At 69.1% G+C, this 18,837-nt stretch carries 16 protein-coding genes and 2 pseudogenes; 12 read left to right on the top strand and 6 right to left on the bottom strand.

Annotation, left to right across the window (positions count from 1 at the left end; genetic code table 11):
* Window positions 1–214: 214 nt before the first annotated feature.
* A complete protein-coding gene (locus tag AB0915_RS22095; protein WP_366692706.1) occupies window positions 215–520 on the bottom strand; it encodes a hypothetical protein in 306 nt (101 codons plus the stop codon).
* A gap of 127 nt (window positions 521–647) precedes the next feature.
* On the opposite strand from AB0915_RS22095, the gene AB0915_RS22090 reads away from it, so the two are divergent.
* The 3 genes from AB0915_RS22090 to AB0915_RS22080 all read left to right on the top strand — a co-directional run bounded on the left by AB0915_RS22090 (window position 648) and on the right by AB0915_RS22080 (window position 4,081).
* Window positions 648–2,081 (top strand): transcription antitermination factor NusB, encoded by a 1,434-nt coding sequence (locus tag AB0915_RS22090; protein ID WP_366692705.1) that lies wholly within the window; start codon window positions 648–650, stop codon window positions 2,079–2,081.
* Between the two features lie 123 nt (window positions 2,082–2,204).
* Window positions 2,205–2,888 carry a ribulose-phosphate 3-epimerase gene (gene rpe, locus AB0915_RS22085; protein ID WP_366692704.1) on the top strand — a complete coding sequence of 228 codons (684 nt, stop codon included), beginning with the start codon at window positions 2,205–2,207 and terminating at the stop codon, window positions 2,886–2,888.
* A 176-nt stretch (window positions 2,889–3,064) separates the two neighbouring features.
* Window positions 3,065–4,081: a sugar-binding domain-containing protein gene (locus tag AB0915_RS22080; RefSeq protein ID WP_358861707.1), complete on the top strand. Its 1,017-nt coding sequence runs from the start codon at window positions 3,065–3,067 to the stop codon at window positions 4,079–4,081.
* 136 nt (window positions 4,082–4,217) lie between these two features.
* Here the strand turns inward: AB0915_RS22080 and AB0915_RS22075 are convergent, their stop codons facing one another.
* Complete coding sequence (locus tag AB0915_RS22075) at window positions 4,218–5,273, bottom strand: terpene cyclase (protein WP_366692703.1); 1,056 nt, start codon at window positions 5,271–5,273, stop codon at window positions 4,218–4,220.
* A gap of 306 nt (window positions 5,274–5,579) precedes the next feature.
* Here AB0915_RS22075 and AB0915_RS22070 point away from each other — a divergent pair, with 306 nt between their 5' ends.
* Window positions 5,580–7,046, top strand: coding sequence for a GuaB1 family IMP dehydrogenase-related protein (locus tag AB0915_RS22070; protein ID WP_366692702.1), 1,467 nt, complete (start codon window positions 5,580–5,582; stop codon window positions 7,044–7,046).
* Between the two features lie 22 nt (window positions 7,047–7,068).
* Here the strand turns inward: AB0915_RS22070 and AB0915_RS22065 are convergent, their stop codons facing one another.
* On the bottom strand, window positions 7,069–8,094 hold the full coding sequence (locus AB0915_RS22065; protein WP_366692701.1) for a GDSL-type esterase/lipase family protein: 1,026 nt from the start codon (window positions 8,092–8,094) through the stop codon (window positions 7,069–7,071).
* A gap of 156 nt (window positions 8,095–8,250) precedes the next feature.
* Here AB0915_RS22065 and AB0915_RS22060 point away from each other — a divergent pair, with 156 nt between their 5' ends.
* Window positions 8,251–8,706, top strand: coding sequence for an Lrp/AsnC family transcriptional regulator (locus tag AB0915_RS22060; RefSeq protein ID WP_266987999.1), 456 nt, complete (start codon window positions 8,251–8,253; stop codon window positions 8,704–8,706).
* Between the two features lie 21 nt (window positions 8,707–8,727).
* On the opposite strand, the gene AB0915_RS22055 is transcribed toward AB0915_RS22060, so the two are convergent.
* Window positions 8,728–9,291, bottom strand: coding sequence for a Repetin (locus AB0915_RS22055; RefSeq protein ID WP_366692700.1), 564 nt, complete (start codon window positions 9,289–9,291; stop codon window positions 8,728–8,730).
* 306 nt (window positions 9,292–9,597) lie between these two features.
* Here AB0915_RS22055 and AB0915_RS22050 point away from each other — a divergent pair, with 306 nt between their 5' ends.
* Window positions 9,598–10,395, top strand: a complete 798-nt coding sequence (locus AB0915_RS22050) for a carbon-nitrogen hydrolase family protein (RefSeq protein WP_366692699.1) — start codon at window positions 9,598–9,600, stop codon at window positions 10,393–10,395.
* 49 nt (window positions 10,396–10,444) lie between these two features.
* On the top strand, window positions 10,445–12,151 hold the full coding sequence (locus AB0915_RS22045) for an NAD(P)/FAD-dependent oxidoreductase (protein WP_366692698.1): 1,707 nt from the start codon (window positions 10,445–10,447) through the stop codon (window positions 12,149–12,151).
* Between the two features lie 71 nt (window positions 12,152–12,222).
* Here AB0915_RS22045 and AB0915_RS22040 read toward each other — a convergent pair.
* Window positions 12,223–12,339, bottom strand: a pseudogene (locus AB0915_RS22040) (fumarylacetoacetate hydrolase family protein); the annotation flags it as partial.
* A gap of 139 nt (window positions 12,340–12,478) precedes the next feature.
* Window positions 12,479–12,847, bottom strand: a pseudogene (locus AB0915_RS22035) (DUF5995 family protein); the annotation flags it as partial.
* 25 nt (window positions 12,848–12,872) lie between these two features.
* Between AB0915_RS22035 and AB0915_RS22030 the strand changes: the two are divergent.
* From AB0915_RS22030 to AB0915_RS22010, 5 genes are all read left to right on the top strand, one after another.
* On the top strand, window positions 12,873–14,453 hold the full coding sequence (locus tag AB0915_RS22030) for a recombinase family protein (protein WP_366692697.1): 1,581 nt from the start codon (window positions 12,873–12,875) through the stop codon (window positions 14,451–14,453).
* Between the two features lie 414 nt (window positions 14,454–14,867).
* Window positions 14,868–15,575, top strand: a complete 708-nt coding sequence (locus AB0915_RS22025; protein WP_366692696.1) for a hypothetical protein — start codon at window positions 14,868–14,870, stop codon at window positions 15,573–15,575.
* Between the two features lie 1,370 nt (window positions 15,576–16,945).
* Window positions 16,946–17,848 (top strand): hypothetical protein, encoded by a 903-nt coding sequence (locus AB0915_RS22020; protein WP_366692695.1) that lies wholly within the window; start codon window positions 16,946–16,948, stop codon window positions 17,846–17,848.
* Between the two features lie 18 nt (window positions 17,849–17,866).
* Window positions 17,867–18,244 (top strand): hypothetical protein, encoded by a 378-nt coding sequence (locus tag AB0915_RS22015; RefSeq protein ID WP_366692694.1) that lies wholly within the window; start codon window positions 17,867–17,869, stop codon window positions 18,242–18,244.
* A gap of 53 nt (window positions 18,245–18,297) precedes the next feature.
* Window positions 18,298–18,468 carry a hypothetical protein gene (locus AB0915_RS22010; protein WP_366692693.1) on the top strand — a complete coding sequence of 57 codons (171 nt, stop codon included), beginning with the start codon at window positions 18,298–18,300 and terminating at the stop codon, window positions 18,466–18,468.
* The last annotated feature ends 369 nt before the right edge of the window (window positions 18,469–18,837 follow it).

Genomic DNA, 18,837 nt, shown 5'->3' with positions numbered 1-18,837 from the left:
GCCGCAGGACCGGTGGCTCCGCCACATGACCTGCGACACCGCACGCCGATCGCACGCACCGACCACCGCTGCGCCCGCGCTTCGCGCGGACGACGGGGAACTCAGAACAGGCCCTAGGGGCTTCCGTTCGGATCGGGCCGGATCGCGGAGCGGCCCGCCGACCGAAGTGCCTCGGGGGTATGGCAGAGACCGGGGCCGGTGCTGGGCGGTCGCGTTACCGGGGGACGAGGCCACCGTTCACGGCCCGTTTCCAGAGCGTGCGGTGCCACTCATTGGCGCTGGGGTCGGGCTCGGCGGTCAGCACCGGGTTCGGACCGGTCTCGATGAGGTGCAGCAGCGACCAGGCGACGCCGTAGCAGTCGTCGGGCCCGAAGCAGGCCACCAGCGCCTTCGCCTCCTCCGCCGTAACCGGTCGGGAGATGGCCACCAGCTGCTTGTCCCGCCTGTCGATCTCCTCCTCGCTCGCGTCCCAGTCGGGCAGTGGGCCATCGGCGACGAACGCATGCACCGCGGGTCTCATCCACCCATGATCGGTTACCACCGATGCCCTGAGCAAGGCGTCCCGGCAGCTCACTGAGCCACTGTCCCGGTACGGAGGGATTACGCTGGGAGGATTCGCCCCTCACCATCAGCGGAGCACCTTTCACGTGAACGACCAGCAGCGTCGCCGTCCCGCCAAGCCGCATCGCCGGCCCCAGAAGGACCCGGTCCGGTTCCTCGCCTTCGAGGCGCTCAGGGCCGTCGACGAACGCGACGCGTACGCCAACCTCGTCCTGCCCCCGCTGCTGAAGAAGGCACGCGCCAAGGGCGATTTCGACGCCAGGGACGCGGCGCTGGCGACCGAACTGGTCTATGGGACGCTGCGCCGCCAGGGCACGTACGACGCGATCGTCGCGGCCTGCATCGACCGGCCGCTGCGGGAGGTCGACCCGCCGGTTCTCGACGTGCTCAACATGGGCGTGCACCAGCTGCTCGGCACCCGTATCCCCACCCACGCCGCGGTCTCCGCCAGCGTGGAGCTGGCCCGGGTGGTGCTCGGCGAGGGGCGCGCCAAATTCGTCAACGCCGTGCTGCGGAAGGTCGCCGCGGACGACCTCGACGGCTGGGTGGCGCGCGTCGCCCCGTCGTACGACGAGGACGCCGAGGACCACCTGGCGGTCGTGCACTCGCATCCGCGCTGGATCGTCTCCGCGCTCTGGGATGCGCTGGGCGGCGGCCGCGCCGGGATCGAGGACCTCCTCGAAGCCGACAACGAGCGACCCGAGGTCACCCTCGTCGCCCGCCCCGGCCGCTCCACCACCGAGGAGCTGCTCACGGCCCTCGGCGACGAGAACGGCCTCCCCGGCCGCTGGTCGCCCTATGCCGTGCGGATGGCGGAGGGCGGCGAGCCCGGCGCCCTGGGCGCCGTGCAGGAGGGCCGCGCCGGGGTCCAGGACGAGGGCAGCCAGCTGGTGGCCGCCGCCCTCGCCAACGCGCCGGTGGAGGGCAGCGACAGCCGCTGGCTCGACGGGTGCGCCGGACCGGGTGGCAAGGCCGCCCTGCTCGCTGCCCTCGCCGCCGAACGCGGAGCCGCGCTGCTGGCCGCCGAGAAGCAGCCGCACCGGGCCCGTCTCGTGGAGCGGGCGCTGGCCGGCAACCCCGGCCCGTACCAGGTGATCACCGCCGACGGCACCCGCCCGCCGTGGCAGCCCGGCGTCTTCGACCGGGTCCTGATGGACGTACCGTGCTCCGGCCTCGGCGCGCTGCGCCGCCGCCCGGAGTCCCGCTGGCGCCGCCGCGCCGAGGACCTGGAGAACTTCGCGCCGCTCCAACGCGGTCTGCTGCGGGAGGCGTTGAAGGCCGTGCGGGTCGGCGGCGTCGTCGGTTACGCGACCTGCTCGCCGCATCTCGCGGAGACCAGGGTGGTGGTCGAGGACGTACTCAAGGGACGCGGCGGTGAGCCGGTCGAGGCGGAGTGGGTGGATGCGCGTCCGCTGATGCCGGGTGTGCCCGCGCTGGGCGACGGACCCGACGTCCAGCTGTGGCCGCATCTGCACGGCACGGACGCGATGTACCTCGCGCTGTTGCGTCGTACGGCCTGACGGCGACCTTCCGGGCCCTCGGCGCGGGCCGAATCGCCGGGATTGCGCGAACTGTAATGATCCCGTGAGGCTTTGGGGCGCACCGAGGCAGGGAAGTGCCGCGGAACGTGGCAGGCTTGGCACATGGCCCAGATCAACCCGAGCATCCTGTCCGCCGACTTCGCCCGGCTCGCCGCGGAGGCGACAGCCGTCGAAGGCGCCGACTGGCTCCACGTCGATGTGATGGACAACCACTTCGTGCCCAACCTGACCCTCGGCGTGCCGATCGTGGAATCGCTCAGCCGGGCCACGGAGACGCCGCTGGACTGCCATCTGATGATCGAGGACCCGGACCGCTGGGCGCCGCAGTATGTCGAGGCGGGTGCCGGTTCCGTCACCTTCCACGTGGAGGCCGCGGCAGCGCCCGTACGGCTGGCGCGGGAGATCCGGGCCAAGGGCGCCCGCGCCTCGATGGCGCTCAAGCCGGCGACGCCCATCGAGCCGTACGAGGACCTGCTCCCCGAGCTCGACATGCTGCTGATCATGACGGTGGAGCCGGGCTTCGGCGGCCAGGCCTTCCTCGACATCATGCTGCCGAAGATCCGCCGCACCCGTGAGCTGATCTCCAAGCACGGTCTGGAGCTGTGGCTGCAGGTCGACGGTGGCGTCTCGGAATCCACCATCGAGCGGTGCGCCGAGGCCGGTGCGGACGTCTTCGTCGCCGGCTCGGCGGTGTACGGGGCCAATGACCCGGCCGAGGCGGTACGCGCCCTGCGCGCCAAGGCGGACGGGACGATCGCCTCGGCGGCCTGGGCGTGCAACCACTGAAGCCGACGGGGACGTCGGCAGGGATTGCGGCACCGACTCCGGCCCCCGATTGTCGGTCGGCTCGGCCACGTGCAGATGAACGCGGTCCGACGGGACCGATCAAGGATTGCCGTATCTGACAGGATGAACGGCGTATCGAGCGTGTGAACAGCAGTGAGGAGATCGCGGTGTCTGCAATGTCGGCGGGCAGGTCCGCCCTGCGGATGGGGCCCGCGGAGCTGGTGCAGGCGGCGGCCATGGCCCGTCGCTTCTACCTTGAGGGGAAGTCGAAGATCCAGATCGCCGAAGAGTTCGGCGTCAGCCGCTTCAAGGTGGCCCGGGTCCTGGAGACGGCCCTTGAGCGTGACCTCGTACGGATCGAGATCCGGGTCCCCGCAGAACTGGACGCGGAGCGCTCCGACGCGCTGCGGGCCCGCTACGGGCTGCGGCACGCAGTCGTCGTCGAATCGCCGGCAGAGGAGGAGGACGACGCCCCGGACCCGGAGAATCTGGGCGAGGTCGCGGCCGACCTTCTGGGCGAACTGGTGAACGAGGGTGATGTGCTGGGCCTGGCCTGGGGCCGGTCCACCATTCACATGGCGGCGGCCCTCGACCGGCTGCCGCCGTGCACGGTCGTCCAGCTGACCGGGGTGTACGACGCGGGAACGGCCGAGCGCGGCTCGGTCGAGGCGGTCCGCAGGGCCGCCCAGGTGTCCGGCGGCGAGGCCCACCCGATCTATGCGCCGATGCTGCTGCCCGACCCGGCCACGGCCGCCGCGCTGCGTCACCAGACCGGCATCGCCCGTGCCTTCGAATACTTCGACAAGGTGACGGTCGCCGCGGTCTCCATCGGCTCGTGGGAGCCGGGTATCTCCACCGTCCACGACATGCTCACGGACGAGGAGCGGGCGCACTACGCGTCGCTGGGCGTCGCCGCCGAGATGTCCGCCCACCTCTTCGACACGCAGGGGCGCCGGGTCGGCCGCGACCTGGGGGAGCGGTGCATCACGGTCGAGGCGGACCGGCTGCGCCGGATCCCCGAGGTGGTGGCGATCGCGGGCGGCCAGCGCAAGGCGGCGGCGATCGGGGCGGTCCTGCGGTCCGGTCTGGTCACCAGCCTGGTGACGGACACGGCCGCTGCCGACTATCTGCTGACGGAGTCGGCGGCGCCGCAGCGGCCCGCGCTGGAGCGCGCCGACCCGGACGGTGCTTAGACCGACCGGCCCATGGGAGGCGGCGTCGCGGGGCTGGGCACGCACATCTGCCGCGTTGTCGTCAGTCAGGAGGAAAGCCGGGTGCGGCACGCGCACCCGGCTTTCTCCGTACGGTCTGCTCTTTTCTGCGTGATCCTCAGCCGACGCGTCCCTCGGCCCCGCAGTCGGCGGGTTCCGCTCCGATGCCCAGGACCGTCGCCTCCAGGTACTGCTCCGGCGCCTTGTACTGGCTGACGTCGGCCGGGTTGTAGCGGGGTGTCTGCTGTGTCCAGTCCAGATTGCCGCGCATCCAGCTCCGCATCCCGTCCAGGTACGGGAGGAGTGTCCCGGACAGCTGGGGATAGGTCAGGAGCAGTTCGGCCTCGGCCGCCAGGAAGCGCTCGGTCTCGGTGGCGATCTCCGCGCAGACGTGTTCGAGCGCCTGCTGCTTTCCGTAACCGCGGTGGTGCCGGACCAGATGGACGAGGTTGTGGATCTCGCCGAGCACCTGTTCCTTCTCGTACGAGTACACGTCGTTGGCCCAGCACACGACGTTGCACGAGGCTTCCACGGCGACGATGAACCGGGGGTCGTTGTGGATCGACTCGGGCGCCTCGATGCCGGCCACGATCTCGATCAGGTCCATGCAGACGTGTATCGCGCCGCTGTGCCGCCGGTTGGCGATGTAGGTCTCCTCGGACGGCACGACACCGTTCGCCCGGTTCCCCGCCTCCCAGGTGGTGGCCGTGGTGAGGTAGGTGACCAGGTGCCAGGCGAAGCGCCGGAGCCAGTGCGCCGCCGCGTTGGGCGTCGTACGTTTCCACAGGTCGGCCAGGGCGACCACGGCGGCCGGGAGGTCCTCGTCCGACAGTGGGCCGGTACCGGTGCCCTCGACCACGCTGCGCATCAGGGCGACCACGTCCCGCACCCGCTCCGGGCTGCGGCCGAGATGGCCGTCGTCGAGCTGGTCGTCGACGAGGAACAGCCACACGAACCAGTCGGCGACGAGGTCGAGATCGTGCTCATTCGCGGTCGGGTGCACCATGCCGACGAAGGCGCCGAAGTCGGCTTGCTCGAAGCGCTCCCTGGCTGAATCGCGTTGCACCAGACCGGTGTTGCGCGTCCAGTTGGCGAGATGTTCGCGGGTGTGCGCGACGTGCGGATTCGTCCGCGGCGGGAACGGGCAGTAGATGTCCGGCAGTTCGTTCTCCACGGGCGGGTCTGGATCCTCTCCGGTCGTACGTATGACGGAAGTTGGGGCCGTTCCGCCTGTTCCCCGGGACGTCGTCGTGACCCGCGGGACCTGCGCGTTTGAAGCTACCTGACCCCTTGTCATCAGGTCCAGGGAAGATGATCACGAATGGTTCGCATGTCATTCGGGTAGGGTCCCCGCACAAGGCAGGTTTCACTTGCCCCGGGCTCCCGCCCTCGCTCCTTGGAGGAACGTACGAACGCGGGGGTCATTTGCTGTGTCTTCGGGGCAGCGACTTGCGCTGTTTCGCGTGAAAATATGAGTGTCATGCGTTTTCTTGAACCCGGCACTGGTCGTTATACACAGTCCCCCGCGGTCCCGTACGACCTCACGTACGACGATGTCTTCATGGTTCCGGGCCGCTCAGCGGTCGGTTCCCGCCAGGGGGTCGACCTCTCCTCGCCGGACGGCACCGGCACCACCATCCCGCTCGTCGTCGCCAACATGACGGCGATTGCGGGCCGCCGGATGGCCGAAACGATCGCCCGCCGAGGCGGTCTGGTCGTCATTCCGCAGGACATCCCGATCGATGTCGTCACCGACGTCATCTCCTGGGTGAAGACGCGCCACCTCGTGCTCGACACACCGATCGTGCTCGCCCCGGGCCAGACGGTCGCCGACGCCCTGTCCCTGCTCCCGAAGCGTGCCCACGGCGCGGGTGTCGTCGTCGACGAGGAGCAGCGGCCGATCGGCGTCGTCACCGACCACGACCTGACCGGCGTCGACCGCTTCACCCAGCTCTCCGTGGTCATGTCCAAGGACCTCGTGCTGCTCGACGCGGACATCGACCCGCGCGACGCGTTCAACAAGCTCGACGGCGCCCACCGCAAGCTCGCCCCCGCGGTCGACGCGGACGGCCGGCTCGTCGGCATCCTCACCCGCAAGGCGGCGCTCCGCGCCACGCTCTACACCCCGGCCACCGACGCCGACGGCAGGCTGCGGATCGCCGCCGCCGTCGGGATCAACGGCGATGTCGCGGGCAAGGCCAAGCAGCTCCTCGACGCGGGCGTCGACACGCTCGTCGTCGACACCGCGCACGGCCACCAGGAGTCCATGATCAGCGCGGTGCGCGCGGTCCGGGCGCTCGACCCGCAGGTGCCGATCGTCGCGGGCAACGTCGTCGCCGCCGAGGGCGTGCGCGACCTCATCGAGGCCGGCGCGGACATCATCAAGGTCGGGGTCGGCCCCGGTGCCATGTGCACCACGCGGATGATGACCGGTGTCGGACGGCCGCAGTTCTCCGCGGTGCTGGAGTGCGCCGCCGAGGCGAAGAGGCACGGCAAGCACGTCTGGGCGGACGGCGGCGTCCGCCACCCGCGCGATGTCGCCATGGCACTCGCCGCGGGCGCGTCCAACGTGATGATCGGCTCCTGGTTCGCCGGTACGCACGAGTCGCCCGGCGACCTCCAGCAGGCCGCCGACGGCCGGTACTACAAGGAGTCCTTCGGCATGGCGTCCGCGCGCGCCGTGAAGAACCGTACGTCGGACGAGTCCGCGTACGACCGGGCCCGCAAGGCGCTCTTCGAAGAGGGCATCTCCACCTCGCGGATGTTCCTGGACCCGGCCCGTCCCGGCGTCGAGGACCTGATCGACTCGATCATCGCGGGCGTCCGCTCCTCCTTCACGTACGCCGGTGCGGCGTCCCTGGAGGAGTTCGCCGAGAAGGCGGTCGTCGGTGTGCAGAGCGCCGCCGGTTACGCCGAGGGCAAGCCGCTGCACGCCAGTTGGAGCTAGGCGTATCGCCCTGTGAGGTTGTTCACGAGGACTGCGCCCGGGCCGCCGTTGCGGCCCGGGCGTTCTCCGTTGCCAGGGGTACGTACGGGGTGAGGGCATCTGCGACCGCCGCCGCCAGCAGGGCGTGGCCGCTGTCGTCCGGGTGGAGGCCGTCCATCAGGTGTTCCGGGCCCAGGACATCCCGTCCCGGCAGCACCGACAGCCGGGCGTCCCCCGCCCGGATGAGGCTCGCGCCGGCCCGCTCCAGCGCCGTCCGCAGCTCGGACAGCGTGGCTCCGAGGGCGTTCGGGGTGTCCTCCGCGTCCGGGCGCAGGAGCGGCGAGACCAGCAGGATCGGCGTCCCCGGGTGGCCCGCGCGCACCAGGGCGACGAAGGCGTGCACCGTTTCGTACAGCAGCGGTGCCGAGAACGGTACCGACGACCAGCAGTTCGTACCGAAGGCCAGCGTCAGTACGTCGGCCGGGAGCCCGGCGATCTGCTCGGCGACGCACAACTCCCCGCGCGCCGAACCCGCGTACCCGAGGTTGACCGGGTCGAGGCCCAGCGCGCGGCCCGCCACGGCGGGCCAGGCGTGGGCCGGGCGCGTCGACCACCAGCCCTCGGTGATCGAGTCCCCGTGGACCACCCACCGCGGCCGCACCGGGGCGGGCAGCAGCGCCCCGCCCACCGCCCGCAGCCCCAGGATCGCCGGGCCCAGCGTCTCCGGCGGATGGACGGTGAACGGGCCTTCCCCCGGCGGGAGTCCGATCACGGTGACGGCCTCCTCGGCGGGCGCGACAAGGACCTCCGCGACACACCGCCCGCCCTGCCACAGTGCGAAGAGCCCGGCTTGGACGTCCGCCACACCCCGGGCCGCGGCGCGGTAGCGGATCTCCACCGCACGCGCTCCCGGTGCCAGGAACTCCAGCCGGATCCCGGTCGGCAACAGCGCCCGCTCCGCGGTGTCCCACGGCAGCCGCGCCAGATCGGCCGGGTCGGCCCGGACCGGGCGCACGCCGTCCCGCCAGGCGACACCTCGCAGGAAGGGGTCGGGGTCCAGCCAGGTCATCGGAGCTCCATTCGCCGGGTACGCACTCCACCCCTACCACCGTTGCACCGTGCCGACGTCCGTACGGCCCCGCCCACCACCACGTGTTCTACTTCGGTTGCGGCACCGTGCTGCCGACGCCCCGACCGGCCATCGCAGAGAAGTGATCCACCTGAAGTGCGACTGAACGATCTCGACGAACGCATCGTCCACGCCCTTGCCGAGGACGCCCGCCGCTCCTACGCCGACATCGGCGCGATCATCGGCCTGTCCGCGCCTGCGGTGAAACGCCGGGTCGACCGGTTGCGGGCGGAGGGGGCCATCACCGGATTCACCGTACGGGTGGACCCGGCGGCGCTCGGCTGGGAGACCGAGGGTTTCATCGAGATCTACTGCAGCCGCAACACCTCCCCGGAAGCGATCAAAAGCGGTCTGGCGCGCTACCCCGAGATCGCCTCGGCCTCCACGGTCACCGGGGAGGCCGACGCGATCGTCCAGGTCTTCGCCGCCGACATGCGCCACTTCGAGCAGGTGCTGGAGCGGATCGCGGGCGAGCCCTATGTGGAGCGAACCAAGTCCGTGCTGGTGCTGTCGCCGCTGCTGCGGCGGTACTCCTCGGGGACGCCGGGCTGATCCTGCGGGCGGGCATCAGCTCTACTGCTCGTACTCCGGGTGCCAGGGCAGCACCGTGAAGTCGCCGGTGCCCGCCTCGACTTTCTCGAACGGGGCCGAGGACACGCATGGGGGCAGGTGGTCCTCCGCCTCCTGGTTCACCCAGCTGTACCCCAGCCGGTCGTGCCTGCCCAGGTCGTGGACCGACATGCCGACCCGCTTGCCCTTGATGCCGATGTCGGTCGCCGTGATGACGCCGGTGACCACGGCCACCTTGCCGCCGGTCAGCAGGCAGTCCACCGAGCCCTCGGCCCAGCCGGACGTGCCGTTCGGGAAGACGTGGCGGAAGCGGAAGGTGCCGTACGCCCGCTCCGGGTGCATGTTGTCCTTCGCGGCGAGGTGGGCGTCGAAGGTGAAGGTGATGTCGTCCCCGGCCGGGCGGTACAGCTTCGCGGTACCGGTCAGGGCGGCTGCTTCCCGTTGCTCCCTCGCAGATCCGGGGACGGAGTCGCCGAGCGCCGCTGCCGAGCCGGCGGCGCTCGCGGTGATCAGCAGCGCAGCTGCGATCGCGGCGAGCCGGGTGCGGGTGTGCGCGATGCGGGTCATGACAGGCCTTCCGTAGGGCGGAGCGGGAGTCGCTCGGACGACTCCCACTCTTCCGGCGGGACCGCCGCCGCACATCGCGCCAGGGTCCCTGTCCGCTCTCCGCCGCGCGGCGGGGACCTACTCCGACGCGAGACCGATATCACCCCTCTGACCTGCCCAGACGCTCCACGCAACGAATCACCGCCGGACCGGCGTATCGCGCAATGGATCGACGGTGGGCGCGCAACGCTCGCGCCTTGTCCGGCCGGATTACCGGCCCGTACCGTCTATACGTCCCCGCTCCGCCCGCACTGCCCGAGGTCAGCCATGCCGCCGTTGCGCACCGCCCTGCTCCAGAGCTCCGGACGTCCGGGCTCGGTGGCCGAGAACATCAAGGCCCTCGACGAGGCGGCAGAGCGCGCGGCAGCCGCCGGGGCGCGGCTGCTCGTCTGTCCCGAGCTGTTCCTGACCGGGTATGCCATCGGCGACGACGTACCCCTGCTGGCCGAGCCCGCCGACGGCGCCTCCGCGCAGACCGTCGCCTCCATCGCTGTACGGCACGGGCTCGCGGTCCTCTACGGGTACCCGGAGCGCGCGAACGAGCTGATCTTCAACTCCGCGCAACTGATCGGCCCCGACGGCGCCCGGCTTGCCAACTACCGCAAGACCCACCTCTTCGGCTGCTTCGAGCAGCAGTGGTTCACCCCCGGCGAGCAGACCGTCGTCCAGGCAGAACTGGACGGCGTACGCATCGGGATCATGATCTGTTACGACGTCGAGTTCCCGGAGAACGTACGGGCGCATGCCCTCGCCGCCACCGACCTGTTGCTGGTGCCGACCGCGCAGATGCACCCCTTCCAGTTCGTCCCCGAGTCCCTCGTGCCGGTCCGCGCCTTCGAGAACCAGATGTATGTCGCGTACGTCAACAGGACTGGTCCGGAAGGCGAGTTCGAGTTCGTCGGGCTGAGCTGTCTGGCGGGTCCCGACGGCACGGTACGCACCCGCGCAGGACGTGGCGAGGAGCTCGTGGTCGGCGAGGTCGACCCGGAGTTCCTGACTGCGTCCCGCGCCGCCAACCCGTATCTGCGCGACCGCCGCCCCGGTCTGTACGGCTCCCTCGTCTGAGCCCGCCGCGCCCTTCTCTTCCACTGCCCCCGTAAGGAGTCCCCACCCCATGACGTCCACGGTGCCCAACGCCGTCCAGCACACCGACGCGCAGCCGCCGATCACCATGTTCGGTCCGGACTTCCCCTACGCGTACGACGACTTCCTGGCGCACCCCGCGGGGCTCGGGCAGATACCGGCGACCGAGCACGGCGCCGAGGTGGCGGTCATCGGCGGCGGGCTCTCCGGCATCGTGGCGGCGTACGAGCTGATGAAGATGGGCCTCAAGCCCGTCGTCTACGAGGCGGACCGGATAGGCGGCCGGCTGCGTACCGTCGGCTTCGACGGGTGCGACCCTTCACTGACCGCAGAGATGGGCGCGATGCGCTTCCCGCCGTCGTCCACGGCGCTGCAGCACTACATCGACCTGGTGGGCCTGGAGACCAGCCCGTTCCCCAACCCGCTCGCGTCGGCCACCCCGTCGACCGTCGTCGACCTCAAGGGCGAGTCGCACTACGCGGAGACGATCGACGACCTGCCGCAGGTCTACCGCGACGTCATGGACGCCTGGAACGCGTGTCTTGAGGAGGGCGCCGACTTCTCCGACATGAACCGGGCGATGCGCGAGCGCGACGTCCCGCGGATCCGGGAGATCTGGGCGAAGCTCGTCGAGAAGCTCGACAACCAGACCTTCTACGGCTTCCTCTGCGCCTCCGACGCCTTCAAGTCGTTCCGGCACCGCGAGATCTTCGGCCAGGTCGGGTTCGGCACCGGCGGCTGGGACACCGACTTCCCCAACTCCATCCTGGAGATCCTGCGGGTCGTCTACACCGAGGCCGACGACCACCACCGCGGCATCGTCGGCGGCAGCCAGCAGCTCCCGCTGCGGCTCTGGGACCGCGAACCGCAGAAGATCGTGCATTGGCCGCTCGGTACCTCGCTGTCCTCGCTGCACGACGGGGAGCCCCGTCCCGCCGTGACCCGGCTGCACCGTACCGCCGGGAACCGGATCACCGTCACCGACGCGACCGGCGACATCCGCACCTTCCGGGCGGCGATCTTCACAGGGCAGTCCTGGCTGCTGCTCTCCAAGATCGCCTGTGACGACGAGCTGTTCCCCATCGACCACTGGACGGCGATGGAGCGGACCCACTACATGGAGTCGTCGAAGCTGTTCGTGCCCGTCGACCGGCCGTTCTGGCTGGACAAGGCCGTTGACGACAACGGGGTTCCCACCGGGCGCGACACCATGTCGATGACGCTCACCGACCGGATGACCCGGGGCACGTACCTTCTCGACGACGGGCCCGACAAGCCGGCCGTCATCTGCCTCTCGTACACCTGGTGCGACGACAGCCTGAAGTGGCTGCCGCTCTCCCCGAACGAGCGCATGGAAGTGATGCTGAAGTCGCTCGGCGAGATCTACCCGAACGTCGACATCAGGAAGCACATCATCGGCAACCCGGTGACGGTCTCCTGGGAGAACGAGCCCTATTTCATGGGTGCGTTCAAGGCCAACCTGCCGGGCCACTACCGCTACCAGCGGCGGCTGTTCACCCACTTCATGCAGGACCGGCTGCCCGCCGACAAGCGGGGACTCTTCCTCGCGGGCGACGACATCTCGTGGACGGCCGGGTGGGCCGAGGGCGCCGTGCAGACCGCGCTCAACGCCGTATGGGGTGTGATGAACCACTTCGGCGGCGCCACGGACGCGACGAACCCCGGCCCCGGCGATGTCTTCGACGACATCGCCCCGGTTGAACTTCCGGAGGACTGAGCGGCGTTACGCGGGCCGGCAGACGCTGCGCTGCCGGCCCAGGCCGGAGATCTCGACCTCCATCACGTCGTCGACTCCTCCAGTTGGAAGGCGCGCTCCGAGACGTCGTTGCTGACGGCGCAACCGGCGATGTACGAGGCGGCGTCGGCCGGCGAGTCGAGGCAGGCGGCGCGGCGGCCGATGACGACGTACGCGGTGGCGGGGGAGGAGCACGTGGGCATGGCCGGTCCGTTGCCGGCCGACCCGGCGGCGGTACGGGCGACGGTCACCGCGCCCGGAGCGGTCCACTGGTACGGCGACGGTTTCTGAGGACCCGGTGGGGCGCGGTCAGCGGCAAGGAGTGAGCAGACAGCGCCCCACCAGACCGGCCCCCGCGTCCATCCGCTGCCGGAACTCCTCGGCGAGGAGCGGGAGATCGCGCAGCCGCCACAGCACCCGGGTCGCCGACCACGCCGCCTCGCGGGCCCGCTCCAGGCTCCACGATCCCAGCAGATGGGTGAGCGGATCCGCGACCTCCAGCAGATCGGGCCCCGGCATCAGATCCTCCCGGATCTGCTCCTCCAGCATCACGAGGAGATCGCCCACCTGCTCGAATTCGTCCTCCAGCTCCGGCGGAGCGCAGTGCAGCGCATGGCAGGTGTCCACGACCGCGAGTGCCAGGTCATGGCCGATGTGTGCGTTGATACCCGCCAGTGCGAGATAACGCGATACCCTCACACGCATGGAGCAGCCGCGCGGAGTAGTTCCCGCCACCTTCAAGGCACCCCTGCGCATCGTGGGTGCAGTCCGACTCAGCCGGTACCACGACGCCACCACATCCCCTGACGTTCAGGAAGGCATGATCACGCACGCCGCTGGACGGATAGGGGGTGATTTCATCGGGTGGGCCCACGACGTCGACGTGTCCGCACTCAAGACGACGCCGTGGGAGCGCGAGGAACTGTCGTACTGGCTTGAGCGGCCCGACGAGTGGGACGTCATGATCTGGCAAAGGCTTGATCGTGCGGTGCGCTCCATGGCTGACATGGCGGACCTAGGACGGTACGCCAAAAAGCACGGGAAGCGGCTCGTGTTCGCGTCAGGTCCGGGCGGGGACCGGCTGGAGCTGGACTTTACCTCGCCCATGTCCGAACTGATCATGCTCATCCTCGCCTTCGCCGCCCAGCTCGAAGGTCAAACCATCATGGAGCGCAACCAGGGGACTGCGGCGCACCTCCAGTCGATGGGGCGCTGGACTGGTGGGCCCGTGCCGTACGGCTTTGAGCCTGTACGCAAGGTGTTTCCCGACGGGAACGAGGGGTGGTGGCTGGGGGAGCACAAAGAGACCGCGGACATTCGACGGGCCGCTGTCGCTCGCGGCATCGCCGGATCCTCGTACGCCGCCATCACGACGTGGCTCAACAAGTCCGGTGCGATCACGCCTGCCAACCACCGGGCACTGCTGGCAGACCGAGAAGCGGACCCGTCAAGCCGGTGGATGAGCACTACGGTTCGGTCAATGCTGCTGTCTGACATCGTGCTGGGGCACATCGTCACGCGGGACGGCGTGACGATCCGGAATGCCGACGGATCACCCACACTGCAAGGGGATGCGCTCGTCGACGCCGCAACGCAACGGCTCCTGAAGGAGAAGCTGAAGGAGCGTGTCGTTCCTGCGCTCGCTGCGCCTCGTCGGAAGGACGCGCACGAACTTCTAGGTGTGCTCGTGTGCTATGCCTGCGCGGCGAACGTGCACTCAGGGAGCCGAACGGCGCGGGATGGGGGGCGAAACCCCGTCTTCCGCTGCAACAGTGGAGCCCACCCCGAGGGCGTCGCATACCCCGCAATCAACAAACACGAGACGCTGGCGTGGGTCGAAGAGCAGTTCCTGAAGCGCTTCGCACGCTTCCGGCGCACGCAGTCGGTGCGTGTGGCTGGCGTCGACAACCGCCCGGAGATCGAAGAGCTGCGGGACAACCTGCGTGAGCTTGGCTCGCGCATGGCCTCCATGCGTGGAGCTGCGGCCGACATCATCATGGAGCAGATGAACGGCATCGGGGACCGGCTGGCGGAGCTGGAGAAGGTGCCCATCGTGCCCGCGCGGGAGGAATTGGTCGAGCTGGACACCACATGGGCCGACGACTGGCACGCCTCCGATGCGGAGGAGCGACGTCAGATGATGCTTGACCTATGCGTGCGCGTCACGGTCGGCCCTCCCACGGGATGGCGTCGGCCGGTGGGGGAGCGGCTCTCGTTCGACATCGTCAGGCCGGACCCGGAGGCCGACGCCCTGGAGGAAGCGGCGCTCCAGGCTGCCCCCTAACCCACATGACAGAGCGGCCCTCGTCCTTTTCGACGGGGACCGCTCTCGTGTGCGCCTACTTGGCCGGAGGGGGCGCACTCCACGGTCCGGCCGGCGGACGTTCCGGAGCATCGTCAGAGCGGCCGGTGAACCACTCCATGAACTCCTTCAGAGTGGCGGAGCGATCGCTCCCCCCAGCCTTGGTCGCAGCTTCGAACTCCGACCAAAGATCTCCGTCGATGCCGCGCAGACCGCGGACCGGGTGCTTATGCATGTTCGCCATGACAACAGCTTGCCAGGGTGGTTGACCACCTCGCAACCGTGTGTCATTCTTCAGGGGTGGTCAACCACCCGGGAGCAGCCCGGGAGCATGACACAGCCCCGCATCAACTTGGCGGAAGACCGGGGCTGCGTCCTACACGAGGAGTGTCCATCATGGCATACACCACGATCACCGTCCCCGGCATCGAGATCATCCCTGGCGACATACTGAAGCGCCTTCCTGGCGTCCCCGTCGCCTCTGTGGCCGACGTCGACCCCGCGTTCCCTCACTCCCGCACGCTGCGGATGGCGGGCGGCGGATGGTACTTCTGTGACCCGACACAGATGTACGTGGTGGTGCGGAATGTCGCGGATGAGACGCCGACCGCCAACTCCGTGCTCGTCCTCGGTCCCACCGCTTCCGAGGGCGACGTCAGCGATCTCCGGGCCTACGCCTACAGCGTGGCGGACGAACTGGGAGTGCCGGCCACGTTCGCCACACACAACGACTACCGCGTGACCGACTTCAGCGCGGTCTACGTCCGGTGCGCGGCGACGGAGTTTCATGACACGGTCGGCCTCGTCCTCGTCGCGGAGGCACTGGCAGCCGGAATGCCCGTGCACGAGCCGCAGAGCCCGCAAAACGCAGCCCCGTGCGTCTGTGGCCAGGTGCAGACGATTCGCACGGTGGTCGGCGACGACGGTGATGTGTGGTGCGCTGAGTGCCGCGGAGAGACCGGCGGGTGCAGCCATTGCGGCGAGTCGATGGAGTACGACGACGCGGAGAACGTCGAAGAGGGGCACACGTGGTGGCCGGTTCACGCCTCATGCCTCGCTGAGGCGCAGCGCATGCGTCCCGACGTGGAGTTCGTGACCGCCTGATTGCTACTCGCTGTGACGAAAGGCCGGTTGCCCGCCTCGGTGGGGACCGGCCTTCGGCATGCCCGTTCGCCCTCGTCGACGTCCTCCGCGGGCCGGCCGCTGAGTTGCTGGCCAAACTGCGGCACCTACGCGCGATCACCCCGCGCTGTTGACCACTTCTGGGAACAGGGTCGAAGTTTGACTTCAGATACAGAGTGTCACTTCTTGTGGCTCATTCTCACTCCCCGTCACCGCCTGGAGCGCCAAAGTGTCCAAAGTGTCAAACTAACCCCTTACTTCATAAACCCTATAGGCCCCTTTAGGGGTTTCTGGAACAGGTAGTTAGTTTGGCATTTTGGCTTCAGTTTGGTTCTCCGGGCGGGGCGGAGGCGGACCTCGTCGACGTCGGGTCGATCCCGCGCGCGGGCGCGATGGAGGCGGAGGGGCGAGCGACGGGCGAGAAGATACCTGAGAGCCGTTCTACGGGCCTCTGGGTGGCGGGCACGTGAATCTGACCACCGAAGTGCTCATAGCGCCCCCTAGGGCCCTTCTAGAGCTTCGCGTCTCGTCGGGCCATGCCTGACGGGGCGCTGTAGGCGCACGGTAAGCCGGCGGGGAGGGTGGCGATCAAGGGTCCGGAGCCCGGTCGAGCCGGCATATCTCACAGTATGAGACACGTCGTCACGATCAGGTAACAGAGTTGAGACCCCCCTGAGTGGTCGACAGAGCGAATTTTGCTAGGGGCGCCTGGGGTTCAGGCACCTTGCCGCTTCGGTGACCAAGATCCAAAAACCGTCACCCCCGCCCCAAAACACATATGAGGGGAGCTATTCTCGCGCGCCCGCACGTGCGCGGGTGGTTGCTACAGAGAGTAGCTACGCCCTGTTGGCTGCGCCGCCTCGTGACTCCTCTCGCACGGGACGTCGGCGCACGGCTCCGGCATGGCAGCCATCGACGTAGACCGCGAACTCTCCTCCGCGCGTTCCGTCGATGGCTCCGCCGGAGCCTCAGACTTCAGCCGTCCTTCGGGACGGCTCCCCCCATTTACCCGACACAGCGGGAACGCGCGAGAGCGAGACGAATAGGAGATCCCCATGTCTGACGTACCTTCGGCATCCGCGACGTCGTGCCGCACCTGCGGCCAACACTGGCCACGCACAAGGGAGTACTACCACGTTGACTTCACCTGTGTGGGCGGCCTGAAACGGCAGTGTCGGTCATGCGCAAACGCGGAGGCCCGTCGACGGTACGCGGTTGACCCTGCCCCCGCTCGTGAGCGCGTGCGTACGCGCCGAGCAGAGATGGCGGCCTACTGGACGACCCAGTGGGCCGAAGAGGCCGCCTAGTAGAGGCACAGAGCTTTCTAGACATCACACAGCCCCTGCCGACCGGTGGGGGCTGAGCTATTTCGAGAGGCAACCATGAACGGTCAGCTTGAGGCCGCCCACGCGGCTGTACCCGCCATCGCGGAGTACCACGAGCGCAAGGCGCGCGTCGCGGACCTCCTCAACACCCTTCCTCGCGTCGACAGCCCAGAGGCTGAGGCGCAGCGCGTAGCCAACGAGGCGGTAGAGGATTACCTCACAACCGGTACGTGGTCGGCTGACGTCGAAGAGCGCGCACAGGCGGCGTTCATCCGCGCCAGTGGGGCGCGGGCCGTAAGGATTCGTCTGGAGTCTCTGCACCGGGACTTCACCGGCAGTGCGGTGCTGAAGACGCTCCGGGAAGCGTACCGAGCGGAGATCCTGGAGGCGCTGGGAGCGCAGCTTTCTGACCTCCTGAAGGAGGCTAAGAAGCACGTTGTCGCGCTGGGGGCCGTCCGTACTGCCGACGAGGCGCTGACGGCCGGTGGGGAGGCCGCGGAGGCGTACACCAAGCTGCGACCCCTCGTCCCGATTCTGGAGGGCATCAGGGCGGCGCAGTGGGCGGCGCTGTCGCAGGGTGAACTTACCGGTCCTGGCAGCCGGTATGAACGTGCGAAGACGAGTGGCCATGGCGACGTCCAGGGCGTCAACGACGACACCCCCGCGCGTCAGCTCGAAGTGATGCGGGCGCACTCATACGACATTGGCCACCTCGTGTACCTGGCGCAGATCGGCACGGCATACGTGCCGGAGTCCGTGGAGGATGTGATCGCCTCTCAGGACGCCTTCGAGAACCGAAACTCCGTTCCCGATGGCCGGCCTGTGGTCGACATCTCCCCGATGGTCATCCCGACCCCAAAGCCGTCGCAGCCCCGGCGCGAGCGGGGCACCGCTGAGCGCGAAGCAGTAATCCGTGCCCGCAACTCCTGACAGAAGAGGAACCCAAACATGCCTGACGAGATCATCCCGACGCCCCTTGCGGGCGACGCCTTGGAGCTGGCCAAGCTCCGAGCCGGCCTCAGCGCCGGCCTGACCGTGGAACAGAGCGCGAGACTCAGCGGTACCGATGAGGCGACCCTCACGGCCGACGCTGCCGCCTACTCCGCGGAGATGTCCGCGGCCAATCCCGTCCCACAGGCGCCACGTGTCGGTGGCCCACGTGGCACCGACGTCACCGGAGGCGCCGGAACCGTTGCGGCGGGCGTAGCGGCCTACCGGCAGCGCGCAGGTCTGGACGAGAACGGCCAGAAGCCGCCTGTCGCGCCGCGCACTGGCGACGGCCGCAACCCCTTCCGAGAGACCACCTACCGCTTGGAGAACCGATGAGCACTGCTGAGTACGGAATCAAGACCAGGGCAATCGCCCTAAATGGGACAACCGTGAGCGTCAACTTGTTGGGTGGGCAGACCCTGACCGGAACGCTCGCCTACGCCACCACCACCACGGACGGGTGGCCCGCAGGCATGACGAGCTTTCCCGACGTCCTCACGGTCAACGTGTCAACGAAGCTGCATACAGTGCGAGTTGACCACGTGAGCAGCATCGGCTAGGGCTGACGCCCCCGGGGCTCCGTGAGTGACGCGGAGCCCCGCCCGTTCGACGAAAGAGAGAAACCATGGCAATCGGCGGAGCGCGAGGCCCGAAGCCCCAGCCGTTCAAGCCGCGCAGCCGGCACCGCACCGACGAGGCGGCAGAGTGGACGTATCTCCCACCCGGAGGCTGCACCGACCCCGTGCCCGACCCGCCCCGGGGGCGCACGTGGTCTGAGCCGGAACTTCAGCACTGGACAGAGCTGTGGAGTTCCCCGGTCGCGGAAGCGTGGGACGAGCAGATGTCAGGGCTCGTTGCTGCGTACGTCATCGCTGTATCAGCGACGCTCACAGGTCGGATCTCGGCCCAACTCGTAGGCGAGACAAGGC

The organism is Streptomyces sp. NPDC048411 (assembly GCF_040704695.1).
In the GTDB taxonomy this organism is placed as follows: domain Bacteria; phylum Actinomycetota; class Actinomycetes; order Streptomycetales; family Streptomycetaceae; genus Streptomyces.
The sequence above is the reverse complement of the archived record's forward strand: the minus strand, read 5'-3'. Positions and strand labels throughout refer to the sequence as shown.